Raw genomic sequence first — 21,804 nt, 5'->3', positions numbered from 1 at the left:
CCCAGCCGGGGTCGGTCTCAGAACTTGAAGTAGACGAAGTCATGCAGATCCCGACCACCCATGTGGAGCAGCAATGCGAACAGCCCAAGACCGAGCAGACCCGCGAGCCACGGATTGGGGCGACGCGTGAGCACCGTCACGATGTCCTGGCTCGCCGGCAACAGGAAGGCGAACAGCGGCGCTGCGATCAGCGGCCACAAATGCTTTCCGCGCTCAAGCGGCAGCGGCGAAACCAGTCCGGCGAAGACATGCCATGCCGCCTCCACCGATCCCGCGCGAAAAATCACGCCGGTCGCGAGCACAAACAACACGGTGAGCGTCCAGCCGAGCCATGACGGGAACTCCGGGCCATAGCGACGCCACAGCGTGCAGGCGACCAGCGCAAGCCCGTGCAGCACGCCCCACAACACGAAGGTCCAGCTCGCGCCGTGCCACAGGCCACACAACGCCATCGTGATCATCATGGCGGCGAAAAACTGTACGGGAAGCCAGCGCCGCGGCAACAAGCGCAGATTGACCAGCGGATAAAACACGTAGTCGCGCAGGAACAGCATCAGGGTGATGTGCCAGCGCTGCCAGAAATCCTGGATATTGGTCGAGCGCAGCGGCGCATTGAAATTGTACGGCAGCTGCACGCCGAACAGCAGGCCGAGGCCGATCGCGATGTCGGAATAGCCGGAGAAATCGAACAGGATCTGGAAGGAGAAGCAGAAGGCGAGCCATGCATCGCCGCTCGGAAGTGGCCCGTTCGCTGCCTGCGCGTAGATCGGATCGAGCAGATGCGCGAGGCCGTCGGCGATCACGATTTTTTCGAACAGGCCGATCGCGATGAAGCAGGTCGCCACACAGAACTGGCGCTGCCAGCCCGGAACATAGACCTGCCTGCCGAACTGATGCATCACCTCCGACCAGCGCGCCAGGGGGCCGGCGATCGCCTGCGGGAAGAAGGTGATGTAGAGCGCGTAGCGGTCGAGCGCATAGAGCGGCGCCCTGCCGCGCTTCAGATCGACCAGATACATGATGTGGTGGAAGGTGAAGAAGGAGATGCCGAGCGGCAGCCCGACGTCGAGCACTGGCAACGTCGTACCCAGGACGAAGCCGAGATTGGCGAGTAGGAAGTTGGCGTATTTGAACAACGCCAGCACCGCGAGATCGAGCCCGATCACCAGCGTCAGCACCGCCGGCCATTTCACGCGCCCATAGGCGACCGAAGCGAGCCAGTTGATCGCGATCGAACCGATCAGGAGCAGGACGAAGGACGGGCTGCCCCAGGCATAGAAGGCGAGCGACAGCGCGACCTGCACGCCGATACGCAAGCCCGGATAGGGATCGGCCAAGCGATAGATCAGCAGCGCCGCGGGCAGGAAGACCAGGAGAAAGGGATAGTCGTTGAACAGCATCGGTTCAAAGCCGCGCCATCGCCGGCGTGAGCCGGCGGATGATGCTCAGCCCGTTTCGAGGTCGGGCGCAACGTCACCCGGCTGCCGCAGCATGCGTCGCGCAATCTTGTCCTCGCTCGGCACCTTGACGTCCCAGGCCAGTCCCAGCGCCTCCAGCGCCCTGATGAAGATGAAGCCCGGATCGAACTCGAACCAGCGCAGGCCGAACGCCGCCGAATAGGGAAAGGCGTGGTGGTTGTTGTGCCAGCCCTCGCCCCAGGCAAGCCAGGCCATCACGCCGAGATTGCGGCTGTTGTCGTCGCGGGTGACGAAGGGCTGCGCGCCAAAACTATGCATCACGGAATTGATGGCGGACATGGTCTGCTCGACCACGAACATGCGCACCACGCCGCCCCAGAGCAAGCCGGTGAGTGCGCCCCACAGGCTCATCGTGGCGAGGCCGCCGATCGCGGCCGGCAGCACCAGGCCGAGACCGACCCACGTGTAATAGTAGCTGTTGACGGCAACCAGCCTGCGATCCGCCATCAGATCCGGGACATAGTGCGCAACGTTGGGATAATCGTGCTCGATCATCCAGGTCAAATGCGCGTGCAGGAAGCCGCGCAGGCGGCCGAATGCGCCTTCGCCGTGCAGCCGCGGCGAATGCAGATCGCCGTCGTGATCGGACAATTCGTGGTGCCGGCGGTGCATTGCCGCCCAGGACAGCATGGGACCGCGGCCGGCCATCGATCCCATCACGACCAGGATCACACTCATCACTGTGGAGGTCGCGAAGGCGCGGTGGGTGAAGAGCCGGTGATAGCCGACGGTAAGGCCGAGCCCGGTGACCAGCCAGAAGCCGACGAACAGGCCAAGCTCCATCGCGCCGATCGGGCGGTAGAACAGAAGGACCAGCGCCAGCAGCGTGCCGACGAAGGGCAAAACGTCGAAGATGATGAAATGCCGGCGCTGCATCCGGCGAAAATGCCGGCTGCGGATAATTCGATGATCGCGTTGCTGCTGCACGGGCGGGATTCCAGGGCACCGACTATGAGTACATACCCCCGCGCCGGCCGCAACCCAAGCCACCGCCCAAGGTTTCAACAGCCACGAAAGCCGATACAATCGGCCGGACGCGCCAAAACGCGTTGAAATATCGCCCCTTTCCCCTTGCCCCATGAGCCGCCATGCCATCACGTGCTGCGACGATCTTGACCGTACTGTCACTTCTCATTGCGGGACCGGCCATGGGATTCGATTCGGCATTTGATTCGGCTTTCGACCTCGAGGCCCATCGCGGCGGGCGGGCGCTGTTGCCGGAAAACTCGCTTCCGGCCTTCGCCAATGCGCTGTCGATGGGCGTGGACACGCTGGAGCTCGACGTCGGCATCACCGCCGACGGAGAAGTCGTCGTGTCGCATGAGCGCGGGCTCAATCCTGATATCACGCGGGATGCGAGCGGCGCCTACATCGCGCCTCCCGGCACGCCGTTCACGAAGCTGCGGCTCGCCGATGTCAGGACCTACGACGTAGGCCAGATCCGGCCGGACAGCCCTTACGCAAAGCAATTCCCCGACCAGCGCGCCATGCCCGGGACCCGCATTCCGACCCTGAGCGAGCTGTTCGCGCTGGTGCGCAGATCCGGCAATACGCGCGTGCGCTTCAACATCGAGACCAAGATCGATCCGAACCATCCGGACGAGACGCTCGATCCGCAAGCTTTCGTCACCAGGCTGCTCGCCCTGATCGAAGCCGAAAAGTTCTCCGACCGCGTCATGATCCAGTCGTTCGACTGGCGGACTCTGTTGCTCGTCCAGCAGCAGGCACCGAAGATGCCGACGGTGTACCTGACGCTCCAGCGCGGCTCGGGCCAGACGGTGGCGCTGGACAAGGCGACCAGCTGGACGGCGGGTTTCAGCCCGGCCGATCACGGCGGGTCGCTGCCCCGAACCATCAAGGCTGCGGGCGGCGCGGTCTGGTCGCCCTATTTCGGCGATGTGACCGCGGCGCTAATCGTCGAGGCCCATGCGCTCGGGCTGCGGGTTGTGGTCTGGACGGTCAACAAGCCTGAGGACATGGCGCGCATGATCGAGATCGGCGTCGACGGGATCATCTCCGACAGGCCCGATTTGTTGCGGCAAGTCGCGGGCGAGAAGGCAATTGCGTTGCCCGCGGGGACGCCGGTGGAGCCGTAGAAGCGGGCCTTACTCCCCGTCCCGCAAGCGCCGGTACAGCGCGCCCAAAATGTTGGAGTAATCGTCGGTCCAGACCCGCACCCTGTCGTCGGCTTCGGTCTGCTCCCATGATTTCGACGATGCGAGCCTGCCGACGTCGGCATCCTCGCGGGCGGATATCACGACGTCGGTCGAGAAGATGTAGTCACCATCGCGACCCGAATCCTCGTTGTAGACCCAGCTCTTGAGATCGTTGGCATCGGCGATGCCGACCACGACGGTCTCGAGATCGAGGTGGCGGTTGGAGACGTGCATCACCACGGCGCCGTGCGGAGCGAGCTTGTCCTTGTAGATCTTCATCGCCTCTTCGGTCGCAAGATGGATCGGGATCGCATCCGACGAATAGGCGTCGACGATGATGAGATCATAGGCGCCGTCCGGCTCCTTCGCGAAGGTGAGGCGGGCATCGCCGATCACGGGCTTCAGGCCCGGCATGCAGCTCGAGATGTAGCGGAAATTCTTCGGATCGCTTGCCGCGTCGACCATGGACTGATCGATCTCGAAGAATGTCCAGCTTTCACCGGGCTCGGCGGCACAGGCGAGCGTGCCCGATCCGACGCCGATCGCCGCGACCTTCAACGGAGCGCCCTTGCGTTCCCGGATCGCGCTGACGGCCTGACCGATGCCGCCATCCTTGTGATAGTAGGTGATCGGCTCGGGCCGGCCGGTGACCGGCGTGCCGTCATTGTTGAGGAAGCGCTCGGCGCCGTGGATCGTGGTGCCGTGCATCAGCACATGGAAATAGCCGCCGGGCGTCACCACGATCTTGTGCACGCCGAAGAAGCTGCGCACCGTGGTGACGCGGCCTTCGTCCGCCGGATAAACCCGGATCAGCGCCAGCGCCAGCGCGACGGTGGCGAATATCTTCCAGCGGCCGGCGTTGACCGCCAGCGCCAGCAGCGCGGCGAGCACGCCGACGCCGCTGGCCAGCCAGACGCGGTGATCCTCGAACCAGCTCGACAGGGCGCCCGTCGTGGCAAAGGGCGTAACGAGCACGACGACCAGCGCGGCAAGCGCCAGCCAGTACCATTTGACCATGCCCGCCAGCCGCTCGTTCGCCGGCGGCCGGCACAGCGCGGCAAGCGCAACCAGGATCGGATATTCGGCGATCCAGGAGAATGTGAACGGCGCGACGAGCCCTGCGAACAGGCCGCCGACCATGCCGCCGAATGACAGCGCGACATAGAATCCGGTGAGATATCTGGCGCCTGGCCGGGTCCGCGCCAATTCGCCGTGGCAGGCCATCGCGATGACGAAGAAGCACAATTGATGGCCGCCGAGCGTCAGCAGCAGGTTCTGTTCGCCGCCGAAGGCCAGCAGGAAGACGACGCCCGCGATCGCGACCGGCTGCAGCATCAGCATCCATTTGTGCGGCAGCAGCGGCCGCGACTGGAACACCACCACCCAGGTCAAGAGGTATAGCGACAGCGGCAGCACCCACAGCAGCGGCGCTGCCGCAACGTCGGTCGAGATGTGCGCGGTGACGGCGATGAGCAAGCCGGACGGCACTCCGGCGAGAAATATCCAGCGCAGCCGCGTCATGAAACCGGGCGCCGGCGCATTCAAATCTTCGGTTCGTGCATCGACCATGGCCAGCTTCGGCGAGCGCAACAGCAGCACGCCACATGCGGCGATCAGGAGGATCAGAATGCCGTAACCGCCGGTCCAGAGCCGGTTCTGCGTGTGCAGCGTGAACATCGGCTCCAGCAGGAACGGATAGGACAGCAGGGCGAGGAAGCTGCCGATGTTGGAGGACGCATAGAGGAAATAGGGATCATGTCCGGCAGGATGCCCGGTGCGGACAAACCAGGCCTGCAGCAACGGATTGTTGGCGGCGAGCGCGAAGAACGGCAGCCCGATCGAGATCACGAACAGGCCGAGCAGCCAGATCGCGTAGCCCGAAGCGGGCGGATCGCCATAGGCCGAGGCGATGCCGAGCGGCAGCGTGGCGAAGGCCGCGATCAGCAGCACCAGATGCACCACCACTGGAACGATGCGGTTCCTCACCTGCATCAACACATGCGCATAAGCGTAACCCCCCAGCAGCAGCGACTGGAAGAACACCATCGCCACCGACCACACCGCCGGCGAGCCGCCGAGCCGCGGCAGGACCATCTTCGTGAACAGCGGCTGCACCGAGAACAGCAACAGCGCGCTGACGAAGATCGCCGCGGTGTAGACCGTCAGCAGCAGCCGGTTGCGTGACGAGGACGGCTGCTCCGTGGCGGCGGGTTGCACGATCGAATCCATGGAAGCTCCAGCATATCCCGGCGGGCGCCGGGCGCGCGCAATGGAGCACAAGGCGCCTAAACGAGCAATAAAGGGTCTCGTGATGTTGCAGCGGGGAATGCTTCATATACAGATGTCATTCCGAACCGGGTCGCTCAGACCGTCCCGGAATGACCGTGGAACAGCTTGCACCCTTCATGATCGAAACCGACGTCATCATCATCGGCGCTGGCCATAACGGCCTCACCTGCGCGGCCTATCTCGCGATGGCCGGCTTGCGCGTGCGCGTGGTCGAGCGCCGCATGGTGGTCGGCGGGGCCGCGGTCACGGAGGAGTTTCATCCGGGCTTCCGCAATTCGGTCGCGGCCTACACCGTGAGCCTGCTCAATCCGCAAGTGGTCCGCGACTTGAAGCTGGCCGAACAGGGCCTGCGGATCGTCGAACGGCGCGCGCAGAATTTTCTGCCCGCTCCCGACGGCAGCTATCTCCTCACCGGCGAGGGGCGGACGCAGGCATCCGTCGCACGGCTGAGCGCGCATGACGCAAACGCGCTCGACGGGTTTTCGCGCGAGCTGGAAGATATCGCCGACGTGCTCCGGCAATTCGTGCTGCGCGCGCCGCCAAACCTGCTCGATGGTTTCGGCACGGCCTCGATCCGCGAGGCCGTGAACGCATTCCAGAGCGCCAATATCCTGCGCGGGCTGTCGCTGGAGCAGAGCCGCAGCCTGCTCGATCTCTTCACCCGCTCGGCCGGCGAGATGCTGGACGAACGTTTCGAGCATGATCTGGTCAAGGCGCTGTTCGGCTTCGATGCCATCGTCGGCAATTATGCCAGCCCCTACGCCGCGGGCTCGGCCTATGTGATGCTGCATCACGCCTTCGGCGAGGTGAACGGCAAGAAGGGCGTCTGGGGTCACGCCATCGGCGGCATGGGCGCGATCACCCAGGCCATGGCGCGCGCCGCACGCGACCGCGGCGTTGTGATCGACACCGATGCGGGCGTGCGCGAGGTCATCGTCGAGCGCGACCGCGCGGTCGGCGTGGCGCTGGAGAACGGCACGACCATCCGCGCGAAATATGTAGCGGCCAACGTCAATCCGAAGCTGCTCTATACGCGGCTGGTCGCCGCCGATGCGCTTCCCCAAGCCTTCCTCGATCGCATCCGGCACTGGAAAAACGGCTCCGGCACCTTCCGCATGAACGTGGCGCTGGATCGCCTGCCCTCCTTCACGGCGCTGCCAGGCGACGGCGATCATCTCACCTCCGGCATTATCCTGGCCCCTGATCTCGGCTACATGGACCGCGCCTTCCTCGATGCCCGGGCGCACGGCTGGAGCCGAGAGCCTGTCGTGGAAATGCTGATCCCATCGACGCTCGACGACACGCTCGCGCCCGCAGGACACCATGTCGCGAGCCTGTTCTGCCAGCACGTCGCGCCGGAGCTTCCCGATGGAAAGTCGTGGGACGACCACCGCGACGAGGTCGCCGATCTCATGATCGCGACGGTGGACAAATACGCGCCGGGTTTTGCGACCAGCGTGCTCGGCCGCCAGATCCTGTCACCGCTCGATCTCGAACGGCAATTCGGCCTGCTCGGCGGCGACATCTTCCACGGCGCGCTAACGCTGAACCAGCTGTTCTCGGCCCGGCCGATGCTGGGCCACGCCGATTATCGCGGGCCCGTGAAGGGCCTCTATCATTGCGGCTCCGGCGCCCATCCCGGCGGCGGCGTCACGGGCGCGCCCGGCCACAACGCCGCGCAGGCGATTTTGAGGGATCACCGCAGCCTGTTCGGAAGCCGTGGATAAGCCCGTGGATGGGCTGTGGACAAGGCTGTTGGCAGAGCTGTGAAAGAGCGGTGGGTAACGCCCCTTCAAGCCTGGTACGAGTCGGCGGAAAATCCGGGGATGTGCGGCGGAATAATCCGTGGACAAAGTCCGGAAAAACCACCGGAAAGCCTGTGGGCATTCTGTGAAAGCCAATCCCAAAACGACTTCCGCCCGCCGGGGGGCAATTCCCCCCGACGGGCGCGGCTCGAAAGCAGTCGTATGGAGAAATGGCCCCGCCGGGAGATGGAAGGCGGAAATTACTTCAAGGAGGTGCTAATCGAGGTGAACTTCTCGTTCATCGTGGTACCGAGGCCGTTCACCACGGTGATGATCGCCAGCGCGATGCCGGCTGCGATCAGACCGTATTCGATTGCGGTTGCACCTGAATCGTCGGTCCAGAACTTCAAAATCATGCGCTTCAAGTTTCGCCTCCTATTCTATTTCAAGCTGTGTGGGTTGCCCAACACCCGGAAATGTACGGGGTACAACCTGCGGTCGGGTTAATCTCTTAGATGCAAGTTATGAGAAAAATCGGGAACAAAAGTTCCAAAAATTGAACCGGACGGAACCCTAAGAATGCAGCCTTCCCCCACCCATCGCGCCAGTTTTTCGATCGGCAGCGAGATCGCCGCCAGGCGCATTGTCGACATCCTCACCGAAATGTTCTTCGAGGAGGATGCGGCCGTCGTCGCCTTCGAGCAACCGAACGGACAGTGGGACGTCGCGCTGCATTTCGCGAAGGCGCCGGACCGGGAATGGCTGCGCGAACTCGTTGCAACATCAGCAGGAAATGAGATCGCGGACACGCTCGCCTTCGACACCGTCGAAGCCAGGGACTGGGTCAAGTCGAGCCTGGAAGATCTCGTCCCGGTGCCGGCCGGGCGCTTCGTCGTCCACGGCAGCCATGACCGCGACCGCGTGGCGCCAAACAAGCTCGCCATCGAGATCGAGGCGGCTCTCGCCTTCGGCACCGGCCATCACGGCACCACGCGCGGCTGTTTACTCCTGCTTGACCATGTCCTGAAAAGCACCCGGCCCGGCCGCGTGCTCGACCTCGGCACCGGGACCGGCGTGCTGGGGATAGCGGCGGCAAAGGCGCTGCATCGCGCGGTGCTGGCCTCCGACATCGACCCGGCCTCGGTCAAGGTGGCAGCCGAGAACGCCTTGTTGAACGAGGTCGGTCACCATGTGCGAGTGATCCGCGCCACCGGATTCGCGGCGGCTGATTTTGGCAGAAGCGGCCCGTTCGACCTGGTGCTGGCCAACATCCTGGCCAATCCGTTACGGCAATTGGCGGGCCCGTTGACGCGGCACCTCGCGACCGGAGGGCGCGTCATCCTCTCCGGCCTGTTGACGCCCCAGGTCCCCGCCGTGATCGCCGCATACCGCGCGCGCGGACTCGTGCCTCTGAAGCACTTGCGGATCGAGGGGTGGAGCAGCCTGTTGCTGCGGAAGATGGGGTGAGTACGGGTGCTGCCGTAGATGCCGCTACTTTGCGGCCTTCTCGTCCGGGCGCATCGCGCGCTCGGCCTGCGAGGCGCGCCTCGCGCGGCGTTCGGCGAAACGGTCGATCATCTGGTTGATGAGGCCGCGCGGTTTCTTCGGTGTTGCCGCAGCCGGGGCGCGGCGCACCGGCGGCGTAATCTTCTCAAACGTGAACGCTGGCATCGAGTGTCCCCTCGTCGTTGAGATGAACAACTTGCTCGAATTTCCCTGTTATCTGGACGAAGCGCAACTGCCGCATCCTGTACTCCACTCAATTCGAATGGAACTTGTTCAAGCACAGTCCATGCCAGATACGACCTCAAATGCGTCTACATTGCGGACTGATCCGCATGATCCTAAAGTGATCCACCATGTTCGAAGCGCACTTCCAGACATTCGAGGAGCCCGAGGCTGGCGTCGCATTGACGGCGCGGCTGGCCGCGCTCCGTGAAGAACTCGCCCGTCGCAAGCTGACCGGTTTCGTGATTCCACGCGCCGATCAGCAGCAGAATGAGTATGTGCCGCCCTCGGAAGAGCGTCTGGCCTGGCTGACCGGTTTTACCGGCTCGGCGGGACTGGCGGTGGTGCTGACGCACGAGGCCGCGGTCTTCGTCGATGGCCGCTACACGATCCAGGCGGCCAAGCAGGTCGATGCAAGGGCCTGGGCCGTGGAATCTCTGATCGATCCCCCGCCGGAAAGCTGGATATCGGCACACCTGAAGGCCGGCGACCGCCTAGGATTTGATCCGTGGCTGCACACTTTTGCGGCAGCCGAGCGTTTGTCCGCCGCCTGCACCAAGGCCGGTGCCGAGCTGGTCGCCGTCGACAGCAATCCGGTCGATGCGATCTGGCAAGACCGGCCACAGCCGCCGATTGCACCGGTCACGGTGCACGGGATGCAACATGCCGGCGTAACTGAAGCCGAGAAGCTGACGCAGATCAGGAGCGAGATCGGCAAGCTCGGCGTCGATGCGTTGGTGCTGTCCGACAGTCATGCCGTGGCCTGGACCTTCAACATCCGCGGCGCCGACGTCGCGCATACGCCGCTGCCGCTGTCCTATGCGCTGGTGCCGAAGGACGGTCGTCCCACCATCTTCATCGACCACCGCAAGCTCTCCAATCTGACCCGCGACCATCTCGAGCAGTCCGCCGACGTGCGCGAGCCCGATGCGATGGCGCCGACGCTGATGGCGCTCGCCAAGAGCGGTGGATCGATCGCGCTCGACAATGCGACCGCGGCCGACGCCCTCAGCCGGCTGATCACGGGCGCCGGCGGCAAGCCGGTGCGCGGCAGCGATCCGATCGCGCTGCTCAAGGCGGTCAAGAACACGACCGAGATCAAGGGCACGCAAACGGCGCACCGGCGCGACGCGGTGGCGCTGGCGCGCTTCCTCGCCTTCATCGATCGCGAGGCGGCAAGCGGCAAGCTCACCGAGATCGACGCGGTCGAGGCGCTGGAGACGTTCCGCCGCGACACCGGCGCACTCAAGGACGTGTCGTTCCCGACCATCTCGGGCACCGGCCCGAATGGCGCCATCGTGCACTACCGCGTCACCCGCAAGAGCAACCGGCGGATCGTGCCTGGCGATCTGCTGTTGATCGATTCAGGTGCACAATACGAAGACGGCACCACCGACGTCACCCGCACCATGGCCGTGGGCGAGCCGACCGACGAGATGCGCGACCGCTTCACGCGTGTGCTGCGCGGCCACATCGCGATCGCGCGGGCGATCTTTCCCGACGGCGCCACCGGCGCGCAACTCGACACACTGGCACGGCAATATCTCTGGGCCGCCGGCGTCGATTTCGAGCATGGCACCGGCCACGGCGTCGGCAGCTATCTCTCGGTGCACGAAGGACCGGCGCGGATTTCGAAGCTCGGCACCACGCCGCTGAAGCGCGGCATGATCCTGTCCAACGAGCCCGGCTACTACAAGACCGACGGTTTCGGCATCCGCATCGAGAACCTCGAACTGGTGGTCGCTGCCGACATTAAGGGCGCGGAAAAATCGATGAACGCGTTCGAGACGCTGACGCTGGCACCGATCGACCGCCGGCTGATCGATCTCGGCATGCTCAGCAAGGACGAACTCGACTGGCTCAACGCCTACCACGCGCGCGTCAGGGCCGAGGTGCGGCCGGCCCTGGACGAGACGACGAAGGCCTGGCTGGACCAGGCCACGGCGGAGTTGAAGGCGTAAGTTCGCCATTTCAAGGGCTCGACGCATAGCGCCACGCGATTTGCGCAAGGCTCATTTCCACCCCCCGCTGTCATTCCCCGCGAAGGCGGGGAATCCAGTATTCCAGAGACAGCAAACGTATGCGGAGATGCCGCGGCGTACTGGATCGCCCGGTCAAGCCGGGCGATGACACCGAGTTTTTGACGCGAGCAACGCGGCCAATCGGCGCCATGGCGCCCTCATCATAACCGTCCCGGAATCCGTATAGCCGCATTCCGAAACGCCGATATGCGTCTTGCGCGGGCGCGCTACAGTCAGATTCGAATTTCTGCGAGACGGACACGCATGCACGGCATGATCAGCAAACCGTCGGACACGGCGAAGAACATCGCGACCTCGCGCGTGGTGTTGCTGCTGCTCGTCGTCATGACCGGCATCGCGCCGATTTCGCTCTACATGCTGGTTCCGGCGCTGCCGGTGCTGGCGACGACATTTGGCAGCGACATCTCGGTCGCGCAGATGACGGTGTCGCTCTACATGGTCGGCATCGCGCTGTCACAACTCATCATGGGCCCGCTCTCGGACCGTTTCGGGCGGCGCCCGGTGCTGCTTGGAGGCCTGGCGCTGATGGTGGTCGCCAGCGTCGCGTGCATCTTCGCGGAAACCCTGCCGCAGCTGATCGCCGCGCGCTTCTTCCAGGCGCTGGGCGGCGCCGCCGGCATGGTGGTGAGCCGCGCCATCATTCGCGACATCTACCAGCGGGATCGCGTCGCCTCGATGATCAGCCTCGTCGTCGCGGCGCTGATGATCGGGCAGATGGTCTCCCCACTCACCGGCGGCCTGATCGAGACTGCATTCGGCTGGCGCGCGATCTTCTACGCCATCACCGTCGCCGCGATCATCGTCGCCGTCGGCATCGCATTCGCGCTGCCCGAGACGCGCCGAGACCGCGCCGCCGGCAGCGGTTTTCGCGGCGATGTCGGCATCCTGATCCGCGACCGCGCCTTCGTCGGCTATGTGATGTGCCAGGTGCTGGCGTCGCAGATCATCTTCACCTTCGCCGGCGGCGGCCCCTATATCGTGGTGACGCAGATGGGCAGGACCAGCGCCGAATACGGCGCGTGGTTCGCGACGACGGGTTTTGCCTATCTCGTCGGCAATCTGCTCTGCGTGCGCTTCGCGCCCAGGCACTCGTTGGAGAAGTTGATCTGGTTCGGCCTCGCGCTCCAGCTTTGCGGCAGCCTGTTGAACCTGCTGTGGAGTTTCACCGGCTGGAACGAGGCACCCGCCTGGCTGTTCGGCACGCAGATGATCGTGATGGTCGGCAATGCCCTTCGTGATGGCGAACTCCGCCGCTGGCGCCATCAGCATCCGTCCCGAGGCCGCCGGCACCGCGTCAGGTGCGATGGGCTTCCTCCAGCAGGGCATCGGCGCGCTGATGTCGCAATTCGGCGCCTATCTCGGCGGCCATTCCGCGACCACGCTGCCGCTCACCGCCGCAGTGCTGGCGATCTCGCTGCTGTGCGCCTGCACGATGATCTTCGTCGTCCCGCGCCGCGAGGTCATGGTGAGCGAGACGCTGATCGGGCAGGCGGAAGAGGAAGAGAGCGGGATGATGTGAGGCTTGCCCGGTGAGGCCTTCTTCCTTCTCCCCTTGTGGGAGAAGGTGGCGCGCGTAGCGCGCCGGATGAGGGGTCTCTCTCCGCACGGGTCCCCTCTCAAAGCTTGAACTCGAGGATAGAACCCCTCATCCGGCGCTACGCGCCACCTTCTCCCACAAGGGGAGAAGGGAAGAGTCACTCCCCGATCAGCGCCAACCACTCGTCCTCCGTCAGCACCGTGACGCCATGCTTAGTGGCTTCCGCGAGCTTCGAGCCCGCGCCGGGGCCGGCGACGACGAAATCGGTTTTCTTGGACACCGATCCGGACACTTTTGCGCCTAGCCGCTCAGCGGTGGCCTTGGCCTCGTCGCGCGTCATCTTCTCCAGCGAGCCCGTGAACACCACGGTCTTGCCGGCGACGGCGGAGTTGCTCTTCGGCTTCTCGGCGTCGATGATCTCGACCTCCCTGGTCAGCCGCTCGACGATGCCGCGATTGTGGCTCTCGCCGAAATAATCGGCGATGCTCTTGATCACGGTCTCGCCGATCTGGTCGAGCGCATCCATCTCGGCCATCGCCTCCTCGTCGCCCTTGGCGACCTTGAGGCTGGCATCATGAAAGGCCTCCCAGGAGCCGTAGCCGCGGGCCAGCGCCAGCGCCGTGGTCTCGCCGATATGGCGCATGCCGAGCGCATAGATAAAGCGCTCCAGTGTAATCTTCCGACGGCTCTCGATCGCGCCGAACAAATTGCGCACCGAGGTTGCGCCGTAACCCTCGATGTCCTCGAGCTTGAGTTTCGAATTGCGCTTTTCCAGCGTGAAGATATCGGCTGGCTCCTTCACAAAGCCCTCGTCGAAGAAATACTGGAGCTGCTTCTCGCCGAGGCCGTCGATGTCGAACGCACGGCGCGACACGAACAGCTTCAGATGCTCGATCTTCTGATAGGGGCAGGCGAACTCGCCGGTACAACGGGCGCGTGCTTCCTCTTCGCCAGCGGCCGTCTCTCCTCGCACGACGTCAGTATGCAGGGGGCACGGGCACTTCTTCGGAAATTCGAACTCCTTGGCAGCCTTCGGCCGCATGTCGAGGACGACGTCGACCACCTGCGGGATGACGTCGCCGGCGCGCTGGATCACGACGGTGTCGCCGATCCTGATGTCGCGGCCCTCGCGCAGTACCTCGCCCTTGTTGCCGATGCCCTTGATGTAGTCCTCGTTGTGCAGCGTGACGTTCTGCACGATCACGCCGCCGACGCCGACCGGTTCGAGCTTGCCCACCGGCGTGAACGAGCCGGTACGGCCGACCTGGATCTCGATATCGCGCAACACTGTCGTGGCGCGCTCGGCGGGAAATTTGTGGGCAATGCCCCAGCGCGGCGTGCGCGAGACGAAGCCGAGCCGTTCCTGCCAGTCGATGCGGTCGACCTTGTAGACGACGCCGTCGATGTCGTAGTCGAGCTTTGCACGCTGTTCCTCGATCGCACGATGAAACGCCAGCAGTTCCTCGACAGAGTGACAGAGCTTGGTCAGCGGGTTGGTCTTGAAGCCGCAGCGCTCGAACCAATGGATCATGCCGCTCTGCGTGCCCTCCGGCATCGCGCTCATCTCGCCCCAGGCATAGGCGAAGAAGCCGAGGGGTCGCGAGGCGGTGATGGTCGGATCCTTCTGCCGGAGCGAACCCGCGGCCGAGTTGCGCGGATTGGCGAAGATGGTGCTGCCTTCGGCCTTCTGCCGCTCGTTGAGCGCCAGGAACGCCTTCTTGGTCATGTAGACCTCGCCGCGCACCTCGCAGATGTCTGGGACGTTGCGGCCCTTCAGCTTTTGCGGCACGTCTTCGAGCGTGCGGATATTGGCGGTGACGTCCTCGCCGACCGCGCCGTCACCGCGCGTCGCGGCCGTGACGAGCTCACCGCCCTCATAGCGCAGCGACATCGAGAGGCCGTCGATCTTCGGCTCGGCCGAGAAATCGATTCTGTCGTCGTCGAGCTTCAGGAAGCGCACGATGCGGCCGACGAAGTCGCGCAGATTCTCTTCCGCAAAGGCGTTGTCGAGCGACAGCATGGGGACGGCATGCCGCACCTTCTTGAAGCGGCCTGATGGCGCAGCACCGACTTTCTGCGACGGCGAGTCCGCGCTGACGAATTCCGGAAAGCGCTTCTCGATCGCGTTGAAGCGCTGGCGCAGCGCGTCATACGCGGCATCGGTGACGGTGGGCGCGTCGTCCTGGTAGTAGCGCTCGTTGTGCCCCTCGATCTCGAGCGCGAGCCGCATGTGCTCGACCTTGGCCTGCGCCTTGGTGAGGTCGGCGACGTCGCGAAGCGGTGCTGATTTGGATTTTGCTGCTCTGGCCATTATACTTATGGTTGTGCTTCGTCGTTCCGGGATGGTCCGAAGGACCAGACCCGGAACCTCAAGATTCCAGGCTCGCTCTTCGTACACTCCGGAATGACAGTTGAGAAAGGCTCGGGAGTCATGGCGTATTACGTCTATATCCTAGCAAGCCGGCGCGACGGAGCAATCTATGTGGGCGTCACCAACGACCTCATACGGCGCGTCTATGAGCATCAAATCAAAGCCGTTCCGGGCTTCACGGCGAAATACAACATCACGCGGCTGGTTTGGTTCGAGACTTATGATGACCCAGTCTCGGCGATAACGCGCGAAAAAGAGCTGAAGAAGTGGAAGCGCGCATGGAAGATTCAACTGATCGAGAAAGACAATCCGAATTGGGATGATCGTTACGAGTCGATCTGCAATTGAAAGAGTCATTCCGGGATGGTCCGAAGGACCAGACCCGGAATCTCGAGATTCCGGGTTCGCACTTCGTGCGCCCCGGAATGACGGTGGAAATCAAGCCGTCGCCGCCTTGAGCAGACGGTCCGCGGCAGCCCTCGCCTCGGCCGTGATCTCGGCGCCGGCGAGCATCCGCGCGATCTCCTCGCGGCGGTGGTCGGCGGCGAGCGCATTGACTCGGGTGGCGACGCGCTTGCCCTTGTCCAGCGCGTCCTTGGAGATCAGCAGATGCTGGTCGGCACGGGCGGCGACCTGCGGGGCGTGGGTGACGGCCATCACCTGGACCTTGCCGGCGAGCCGCGCCAGCCGTCCGCCGATCGCGTCCGCGACCGCGCCGCCGACGCCGGTGTCGATCTCGTCGAACACCAGGGTCGGCGCCGAGCCGCGGTCGGACAGCACGACCTTCAGCGCCAGCAGGAAACGCGACAGCTCGCCACCGGAGGCGACCTTCATCATCGGCCCCGGCTTGGTGCCCGGGTTGGTCTGCACCCAGAACTCGACGCGGTCGAAGCCTTGCGGGCCTGGAGCTGCCTCGTCGGTCTGGACCTGGGTCATGAACTTGGCGCGTTCGAGCTTGAGCGGCGCGAGCTCGGCATTGACCGCCTTGTTGAGCTTCTCCGCCGATTTCTGCCGCGCCATCGACAGCTTCTTGGCGGCCGCCGCATAGCGCGCATCGGCCTCGATCGCGGCCTGCTCCAGCTTCGTCAGCCGGGAGGCGCCGGCATCGATCAGGACGACGTCGGCAGCATATCTGGCAGCAAGTGCGGCGAGCCCGTCGACCGGCGTCGAATATTTGCGCGAGGCTGCACGAAGTGCGAACAGCCGCTCCTCGATGCGTTCGAGCTCCGAGGGATCGAAATCGGTCGCGGCAAGCGCCGCCTGCAGATGCTGGTCGGCTTCCTCCAGCGCGTTGATCGCGATGTCGATCGCCCTCACCGCGGGCTCGACCAGCGCCGGCGCGTTGACGCCGCGACGCTCCAGCCGCCGCACGGCCGCCGACAGCGAGGCGACCGGCGAATGGTGGCCGCCGACCGCCTCCTGCGCCTCGCGCAGGTCGGAGGCGATCTTCTCGCCCTGCATCATGGTCGTGCGCCTCGAAGCCAGCGAGGTCTCCTCGCCGTCTTTAGGCGCGAGCTGCTTCAATTCGTCGGAGGCGTGGCGAAGGTAATCGGCTTCGCGCGCGGCGCGCTCCATGCCGGCGCGATGCTCCTCCAGCGCGGTGTTGGCGGTGCGGCGGGCGTCCCAGAGCGCCTCGACCACCGAGACGTCCTTTTCGAGACCGGCGAAGGCGTCGAGCAGGCGGCGGTGGGTGGCGGCATCGACCAGCGCGCGCTCGTCGTGCTGGCCGTGGATCTCGACCAGGGCAGCCCCGACCGCCTTCAGCGTCTGCACGCTGATCGCCTGGTCGTTGATGAAGGCGCGGGTGCGGCCGTCGGCGAGCTGGACCCGGCGGAGAATCATCTCGCCGGTATCCTCCAGCCCGTTCTCCGCGAGGATCTTGGCCGCGGGATGGTTTTTTGGGATATCGAATACGGCAGTAACCTGCCCCTGCTCCGCGCCATGGCGCACGAGGCCGGCATCGCCGCGGCCGCCGAGCGCCAACGCAAAGGCATCGAGCAGGATGGATTTGCCCGCACCGGTCTCGCCGGTCAAAACCGCGAGGCCCGGTGCGAATTCGATATCGAGCCGTTCGATCAGGACGATGTCACGGATCGACAGACGCGCCAGCATGGAACTCTATTTCCTAGCCGAGACCCATTTTCTTGAAGGTCTTGCTAATCCAGGACCCCTGATTCTCGCTCGGTTCGAGACCGCCCGATTTTACAAGATTATAGGCGTCCTTGTACCAGCGACTGTCAGGAAAATTATGCCCGAGCACGGCGGCGGCCGTCTGAGCCTCGCCGACGATCCCGATCGCCATATAGGCCTCGGTCAGGCGGTACAGCGCCTCTTCGACATGGCGGGTGGTCTGGTACTGCGTCACCACGGCCTTGTAGCGGTTGATCGCCGCCGTGTAGTCGCGCTTCTGCGCGTAATAGCGGCCGACGTTCATTTCCTTGCCGGCGAGCTGGTCGCGCGCACCTTCGATCTTGGCCTTGGCCGAGGTCGCATATTCGGAGGTCGGATATTTGCGCACCACCTCTTCTAGCGAGGCGATCGCCTTCTCGGTGCGGGTCTGGTCGCGGCTGATGTCGGGAATCTGGTCGTAATGCGAGGCGGCGATCAGATATTGCGCGTAGGCCGCATCCGGGCTGCCGGGATGCAGCGTGACGTAGCGGGTGGCCGCGCCGATGCAGCTGTCGTAGTCGCCGCCCTGGTAGGACGCGTAGGCCGACATCAGCAACGATTTGCGAGCCCAGTCGGAATAAGGATGCTGGCGGTCAACCTCTTCGAACTTCTTGTTCGCCGCCTTCATGTCCTTCTTCTCGTTCATGAGGTACAGGCCCTCATTGTAGATCTTGTCGGCGGGCTCCTCGACGAAGGTATCGTCCTTGGCGGTGAACTTGTCCCAAAGCGCGCCGGTGCCGCAGCCGGCCAGCGGCAGCGCGAGCGTGATGAAGGCGGCGGCGTGAAGCAGCCCACGAATCCCAGACAAGGCCGAGAAGTATCCGCGCGTCATACGCTGTGCCGACATGAATATTGCCCTGACGCCCTGTGGTGCGGTGTCCGCCAGCCCATGAACCCCGTCCTGGGCGCGAAATAGTGCCGTGGCGCCTGCCGTGCGACCACGCCGGTGTAACCGAAAAACGATCTTCAACCAACCGGATAGGCACGCATTCCGCCCGGATTAAGGCGAACGCGCCGCAATCCTAACCGATCATCGTTACCAGGAGTTTCCCGGGGAAAGCCGCCGCCAAACGCCCATGGCAACGGGTCTCTTCAGGCCCGTCTCTTCGGGAATGTCTCGCTTCAGGAAACGTCTCTCTTTTAGGAAACGTCTGGCCCGTAGACCGCGGCGATCCGGCCACCCACGATGCCGCGACCGGTTTCGGCCACCGGACGCGTGGTGCGGCGGGCTGCCTCGCCCTCGACCACCCGCCAGGCGGTGCGGTCGGCGAGCAGCGCGGTCAGGACGGCGTGGTTGAGCTTGTGGCCGCCACGTACCGAGCGGTAGGCACCGAGCAGCGGCAGACCGGCCAGCGCGAGGTCGCCAATCACGTCCAGCACCTTGTGCCGGGCGCATTCGTCGGCGTAGCGCAGGCCTTCGGTGTTGAGCAGCCGCTCCTCGTCGAACACCACGGTGTTGTCGAACGAGGCGCCGAGCGCATAGCCCGCGCTCCAGAGCCGTGCGACGTCGCACATCAGGCCGAAAGTCCGGGCCCGGCCGACTTCGCGGCGGAAACGCTCCGGGTTGAGGTCGAAGGCATAGCTCTGCTGGCCGATGACAGGATTGGTGAAATCGATCTCGACCTCGGCGCGGAACCCGTCGGCATAGGGCCTGATCTCGCCGAAGGAGTCGCCGATCTTGACCGAGATCGGCTTCAAAACCTGGATGAAGCGGCGCTGTGCCGGCTGGGTCACGATGCCGGCCTGGTCGATCGCTGCAACGAAGGCTGCCGCGCTGCCGTCCATGATCGGCACTTCCGGCCCGTCGATCTCGATGATGGCGTTGTCGACGCCCATGCCCCGCAGCGCAGCAAGCACATGCTCGGCGGTGGAAACCAGCGGGCCGTTGCGATCTCCGAGGACGGTGGCGAAATTGGTCGCGATCACCTGCTCGGCGGTGGCCTGAACTTCGCGGTCACTTCCCTCGAGCCCGGTGCGGATAAAAACAAAGCCCGCATCGACAGGCGCGGGTCCAAGCGTGAGCGTGACGGGAAGACCGGAATGAACGCCGACGCCTGCCACACTGGCTTGCGCACGAAGCGTTGTTTGCCGGCTAAATTTCATCAGGAACCGCCCCACTACGACCACCGCGACTTATACTGGACCCGACTGAGCGGCTGAGACCGCTCGCTTCCGAATCCGTATCCCCAAGTCACGGCAAACCATAGTCACTGCCTCAAACAGCGCCAACTCACGCTTTTTTACCGATTGTTACCCCAAACCCGCCGTATTCGCGCCAAGGCTTAACCAAATTGGACCGGAGTTTGGGACCGTTTTCGGTAGTTTTACTGAACCATCGAATACGTAATTAATTATTTAAAATCAGTTGCTTGGCTACGCAATCCGGATATGCACGGGGCAAAAGAAAAGGTCCCGGCAAGCTTCCCGCCGGGACCTTTTTTCGTCTGCCTTATTGTAACAATCCTCAGGTCGCCTGCCGCCGCAGGAAGGCCGGGATATCAAGATGGTCGTCTCCCTGTGGCGCCGGGGCAACAGGCGCAGGACGGCCGTGCATGTCCAGGCCCTGCGGCGCGGGACGACGAGCATACTCGGACACCGGCTCGGTGGACGCGATTTGCTGCGCCACGGTCTTCTGGGGGCGGCGATCGGGCAGCGGCGGCATCGCGGGACCGGCGGTGCGGGCCGCGATCGGCGCCTCGCTCTCCTCGTCACGACGGCCGAGGCCGACATTGGCGAGGCGCTGCAGCAGCGACAGCCGGGTCTTCTGCGGGGTCTCCTCCTCGAGCTCGCCGCGGGCCTGACGAAGCTCGGCCTGGGCGGGCATCGGAAGTTCCTCGATACGCGGCATCCGCGGTGTGCGGACCGGCGCACGCTCGGCCTGCGGCGGGATGAAGGTTTCCGGCGTCATCGGCTCATGCATGGCCATCGGCGCCTGCTCGGGCTCCGGGAACAGCGTGGGCTTCTGCGCGATCGGCCGCACGGTGACGTCGCCATAGGTCTGCATCGGCGCGGGAGCCTGCGGAACGTCCGCAACGGCGGCGGCGATGGCGGCAAGCGCAGCGCGCTCGACGTTCGGACGCGGAGCCGCGGGAGCGGCAGCAAACTGGCCCGATCCGGCGGCCGGGCTCGGTGCTTCGAACTTCTGCGCGCGCTCGGCCATGCGCTGATTGTCGGCGCGCAACCGTGCGGTCAGATCGGCAAGACGGCTCTCGGCAGCCGCGGCCGGAGCCTGCTGGGCCTGCGGTGCCGGGTTCGCAACCGGCGCACTGGTGGCCTGGGTGTTACGAGCGATCGCGGCCTGCTCGATGCCGGTGGCAACGACCGAGACGCGGATCAGGCCGTCGAGCGCCTCGTCGAAGGTGGCGCCGACGATGATGTTGGCGTCCTGGTCGACTTCCTCTCGGATGCGGGTCGCGGCTTCGTCGACTTCGAACAAAGTGAGATCCTTGCCGCCCGTGATCGAGATCAGCAGGCCCTTGGCGCCCTTCATCGAACTGTCGTCGATCAGCGGGTTGGCGATCGCGGCTTCAGCGGCGGTCAGCGCGCGCTTGTCGCCGGAGGCTTCGCCCGTGCCCATCATCGCCTTGCCCATTTCCTTCATCACCGCTCTCACGTCGGCGAAGTCGAGGTTGATCAGGCCTTCCTTGACCATCAGGTCGGTGATGCAGGCAACGCCCGAATAGAGCACCTGGTCGGCCATCGCGAAGGCGTCGGCGAAGGTGGTCTTCTCGTTGGCGACCCGGAACAGGTTCTGGTTCGGGATGATGAGTAGCGTATCGACGACCTTGTGCAGTTCGTTGATGCCGGCTTCCGCGGTGCGCATGCGGCGACCGCCCTCGAAGTGGAAGGGCTTGGTCACGACGCCGACGGTGAGGATGCCCATCTCGCGCGCGATCTTGGCGATCACGGGAGCCGCACCGGTGCCGGTGCCGCCGCCCATGCCGGCGGTGACGAACACCATGTTGGCGCCCGAGAGATGGTCGCGGAGTTCGTCCATCACTTCTTCGGCCGCGGCCGCGCCGACGACCGGCTGCGAACCTGCGCCCAACCCTTGCGTGGCGGCCGTGCCCATCTGCACGATGCGCTGCGCCTTCGACATCGTCAGCGCCTGCGCGTCGGTGTTGGCGACCACGAAATCGACGCCCTGGAGGCCCCGCCGTGATCATGTTGTTGACGGCGTTACCACCGGCGCCGCCGACGCCGAACACGGTGATGCGGGGCTTCAGTTCGTGAATATCAGGAACATTGATGCTGATGGTCATGTTTGCCTCTCGATCACGCGCGCGTGG

General features: G+C 64.6%; 14 protein-coding genes and 2 pseudogenes. 6 read left to right on the top strand and 10 right to left on the bottom strand.

The annotated features are described in order from the left end of the window. Window positions 1-17: 17 nt before the first annotated feature. Both ACVIN2_RS30550 and ACVIN2_RS30545 read right to left on the bottom strand, forming a co-directional pair. Entirely contained in the window at window positions 18-1,400 is a 1,383-nt protein-coding gene (locus ACVIN2_RS30550; RefSeq protein ID WP_456768431.1) for an MBOAT family O-acyltransferase, read from the bottom strand. Between the two features lie 45 nt (window positions 1,401-1,445). Continuing rightward, the gene (locus ACVIN2_RS30545; RefSeq protein WP_456768430.1) at window positions 1,446-2,405 is read right to left on the bottom strand and encodes an acyl-CoA desaturase; all 960 of its coding nucleotides are present in this window, start codon (window positions 2,403-2,405) and stop codon (window positions 1,446-1,448) included. Between the two features lie 221 nt (window positions 2,406-2,626). On the opposite strand from ACVIN2_RS30545, the gene ACVIN2_RS30540 reads away from it, so the two are divergent. Next, window positions 2,627-3,574 carry a glycerophosphodiester phosphodiesterase gene (locus ACVIN2_RS30540; protein ID WP_456768429.1) on the top strand — a complete coding sequence of 316 codons (948 nt, stop codon included), beginning with the start codon at window positions 2,627-2,629 and terminating at the stop codon, window positions 3,572-3,574. 9 nt (window positions 3,575-3,583) lie between these two features. Here the strand turns inward: ACVIN2_RS30540 and ACVIN2_RS30535 are convergent, their stop codons facing one another. Continuing rightward, window positions 3,584-5,863 (bottom strand): fused MFS/spermidine synthase, encoded by a 2,280-nt coding sequence (locus tag ACVIN2_RS30535; protein ID WP_456768428.1) that lies wholly within the window; start codon window positions 5,861-5,863, stop codon window positions 3,584-3,586. Between the two features lie 176 nt (window positions 5,864-6,039). On the opposite strand from ACVIN2_RS30535, the gene ACVIN2_RS30530 reads away from it, so the two are divergent. Beyond that, window positions 6,040-7,650: a phytoene desaturase family protein gene (locus ACVIN2_RS30530; protein ID WP_456769832.1), complete on the top strand. Its 1,611-nt coding sequence runs from the start codon at window positions 6,040-6,042 to the stop codon at window positions 7,648-7,650. 278 nt (window positions 7,651-7,928) lie between these two features. On the opposite strand, the gene ACVIN2_RS30525 is transcribed toward ACVIN2_RS30530, so the two are convergent. Further along, a complete protein-coding gene (locus ACVIN2_RS30525; protein ID WP_456769831.1) occupies window positions 7,929-8,084 on the bottom strand; it encodes a Flp family type IVb pilin in 156 nt (51 codons plus the stop codon). A 163-nt stretch (window positions 8,085-8,247) separates the two neighbouring features. Between ACVIN2_RS30525 and ACVIN2_RS30520 the strand changes: the two genes are divergently transcribed. Further along, window positions 8,248-9,135, top strand: a complete 888-nt coding sequence (locus ACVIN2_RS30520; protein WP_456768427.1) for a 50S ribosomal protein L11 methyltransferase — start codon at window positions 8,248-8,250, stop codon at window positions 9,133-9,135. A 24-nt stretch (window positions 9,136-9,159) separates the two neighbouring features. Here ACVIN2_RS30520 and ACVIN2_RS30515 read toward each other — a convergent pair whose 3' ends face one another. Next, the gene (locus ACVIN2_RS30515) at window positions 9,160-9,339 is read right to left on the bottom strand and encodes a hypothetical protein (RefSeq protein ID WP_027519609.1); all 180 of its coding nucleotides are present in this window, start codon (window positions 9,337-9,339) and stop codon (window positions 9,160-9,162) included. 188 nt (window positions 9,340-9,527) lie between these two features. On the opposite strand from ACVIN2_RS30515, the gene ACVIN2_RS30510 reads away from it, so the two are divergent. Both ACVIN2_RS30510 and ACVIN2_RS30505 read left to right on the top strand, forming a co-directional pair. After that, window positions 9,528-11,357 carry an aminopeptidase P family protein gene (locus tag ACVIN2_RS30510; protein WP_456768426.1) on the top strand — a complete coding sequence of 610 codons (1,830 nt, stop codon included), beginning with the start codon at window positions 9,528-9,530 and terminating at the stop codon, window positions 11,355-11,357. Window positions 11,358-11,681: 324 nt separating this feature from the next. Continuing rightward, window positions 11,682-12,957, top strand: a pseudogene (locus tag ACVIN2_RS30505) (multidrug effflux MFS transporter). A gap of 175 nt (window positions 12,958-13,132) precedes the next feature. Here ACVIN2_RS30505 and ligA read toward each other — a convergent pair. Next, window positions 13,133-15,286: an NAD-dependent DNA ligase LigA gene (ligA, locus tag ACVIN2_RS30500; protein WP_456768425.1), complete on the bottom strand. Its 2,154-nt coding sequence runs from the start codon at window positions 15,284-15,286 to the stop codon at window positions 13,133-13,135. Between the two features lie 120 nt (window positions 15,287-15,406). On the opposite strand from ligA, the gene ACVIN2_RS30495 reads away from it, so the two are divergent. Further along, window positions 15,407-15,694 carry a GIY-YIG nuclease family protein gene (locus tag ACVIN2_RS30495; RefSeq protein ID WP_007613521.1) on the top strand — a complete coding sequence of 96 codons (288 nt, stop codon included), beginning with the start codon at window positions 15,407-15,409 and terminating at the stop codon, window positions 15,692-15,694. 90 nt (window positions 15,695-15,784) lie between these two features. Here the strand turns inward: ACVIN2_RS30495 and recN are convergent, their stop codons facing one another. From recN to ftsZ, 4 genes and pseudogenes are all read right to left on the bottom strand, one after another. Further along, entirely contained in the window at window positions 15,785-17,458 is a 1,674-nt protein-coding gene (recN, locus tag ACVIN2_RS30490; RefSeq protein ID WP_456768424.1) for a DNA repair protein RecN, read from the bottom strand. Window positions 17,459-17,471: 13 nt separating this feature from the next. After that, window positions 17,472-18,362, bottom strand: a complete 891-nt coding sequence (locus tag ACVIN2_RS30485; protein ID WP_456768423.1) for an outer membrane protein assembly factor BamD — start codon at window positions 18,360-18,362, stop codon at window positions 17,472-17,474. A 293-nt stretch (window positions 18,363-18,655) separates the two neighbouring features. Further along, window positions 18,656-19,618: a UDP-3-O-acyl-N-acetylglucosamine deacetylase gene (gene lpxC, locus ACVIN2_RS30480; protein WP_456768422.1), complete on the bottom strand. Its 963-nt coding sequence runs from the start codon at window positions 19,616-19,618 to the stop codon at window positions 18,656-18,658. 361 nt (window positions 19,619-19,979) lie between these two features. Continuing rightward, window positions 19,980-21,777 (bottom strand): annotated as a pseudogene (gene ftsZ / locus ACVIN2_RS30475) (cell division protein FtsZ). Window positions 21,778-21,804 lie beyond the last annotated feature (27 nt).

It is taken from the genome of Bradyrhizobium sp. USDA 3650 (genome assembly GCF_054057395.1).
Note: the sequence above shows the minus strand (reverse complement) of the source record. Positions and strands in the feature narration are given on the sequence as shown.

Coding starts and splice junctions, on each gene's coding strand:
- ACVIN2_RS30495 (WP_007613521.1), top strand. CDS start 15,407: ATGGCGTATTACGTCTATATCCTAGCAAGCCGGCGCGACGGAGCAATC.
- ACVIN2_RS30485 (WP_456768423.1), bottom strand. CDS start 18,362: ATGTCGGCACAGCGTATGACGCGCGGATACTTCTCGGCCTTGTCTGGG.
- ligA (WP_456768425.1), bottom strand. CDS start 15,286: ATGGCCAGAGCAGCAAAATCCAAATCAGCACCGCTTCGCGACGTCGCC.
- ACVIN2_RS30540 (WP_456768429.1), top strand. CDS start 2,627: ATGGGATTCGATTCGGCATTTGATTCGGCTTTCGACCTCGAGGCCCAT.
- recN (WP_456768424.1), bottom strand. CDS start 17,458: ATGCTGGCGCGTCTGTCGATCCGTGACATCGTCCTGATCGAACGGCTC.
- ACVIN2_RS30515 (WP_027519609.1), bottom strand. CDS start 9,339: ATGCCAGCGTTCACGTTTGAGAAGATTACGCCGCCGGTGCGCCGCGCC.
- ACVIN2_RS30520 (WP_456768427.1), top strand. CDS start 8,248: ATGCAGCCTTCCCCCACCCATCGCGCCAGTTTTTCGATCGGCAGCGAG.
- ACVIN2_RS30550 (WP_456768431.1), bottom strand. CDS start 1,400: ATGCTGTTCAACGACTATCCCTTTCTCCTGGTCTTCCTGCCCGCGGCG.
- ACVIN2_RS30510 (WP_456768426.1), top strand. CDS start 9,528: ATGTTCGAAGCGCACTTCCAGACATTCGAGGAGCCCGAGGCTGGCGTC.
- ACVIN2_RS30525 (WP_456769831.1), bottom strand. CDS start 8,084: ATGATTTTGAAGTTCTGGACCGACGATTCAGGTGCAACCGCAATCGAA.
- ACVIN2_RS30535 (WP_456768428.1), bottom strand. CDS start 5,863: ATGGATTCGATCGTGCAACCCGCCGCCACGGAGCAGCCGTCCTCGTCA.
- lpxC (WP_456768422.1), bottom strand. CDS start 19,618: ATGAAATTTAGCCGGCAAACAACGCTTCGTGCGCAAGCCAGTGTGGCA.
- ACVIN2_RS30530 (WP_456769832.1), top strand. CDS start 6,040: ATGATCGAAACCGACGTCATCATCATCGGCGCTGGCCATAACGGCCTC.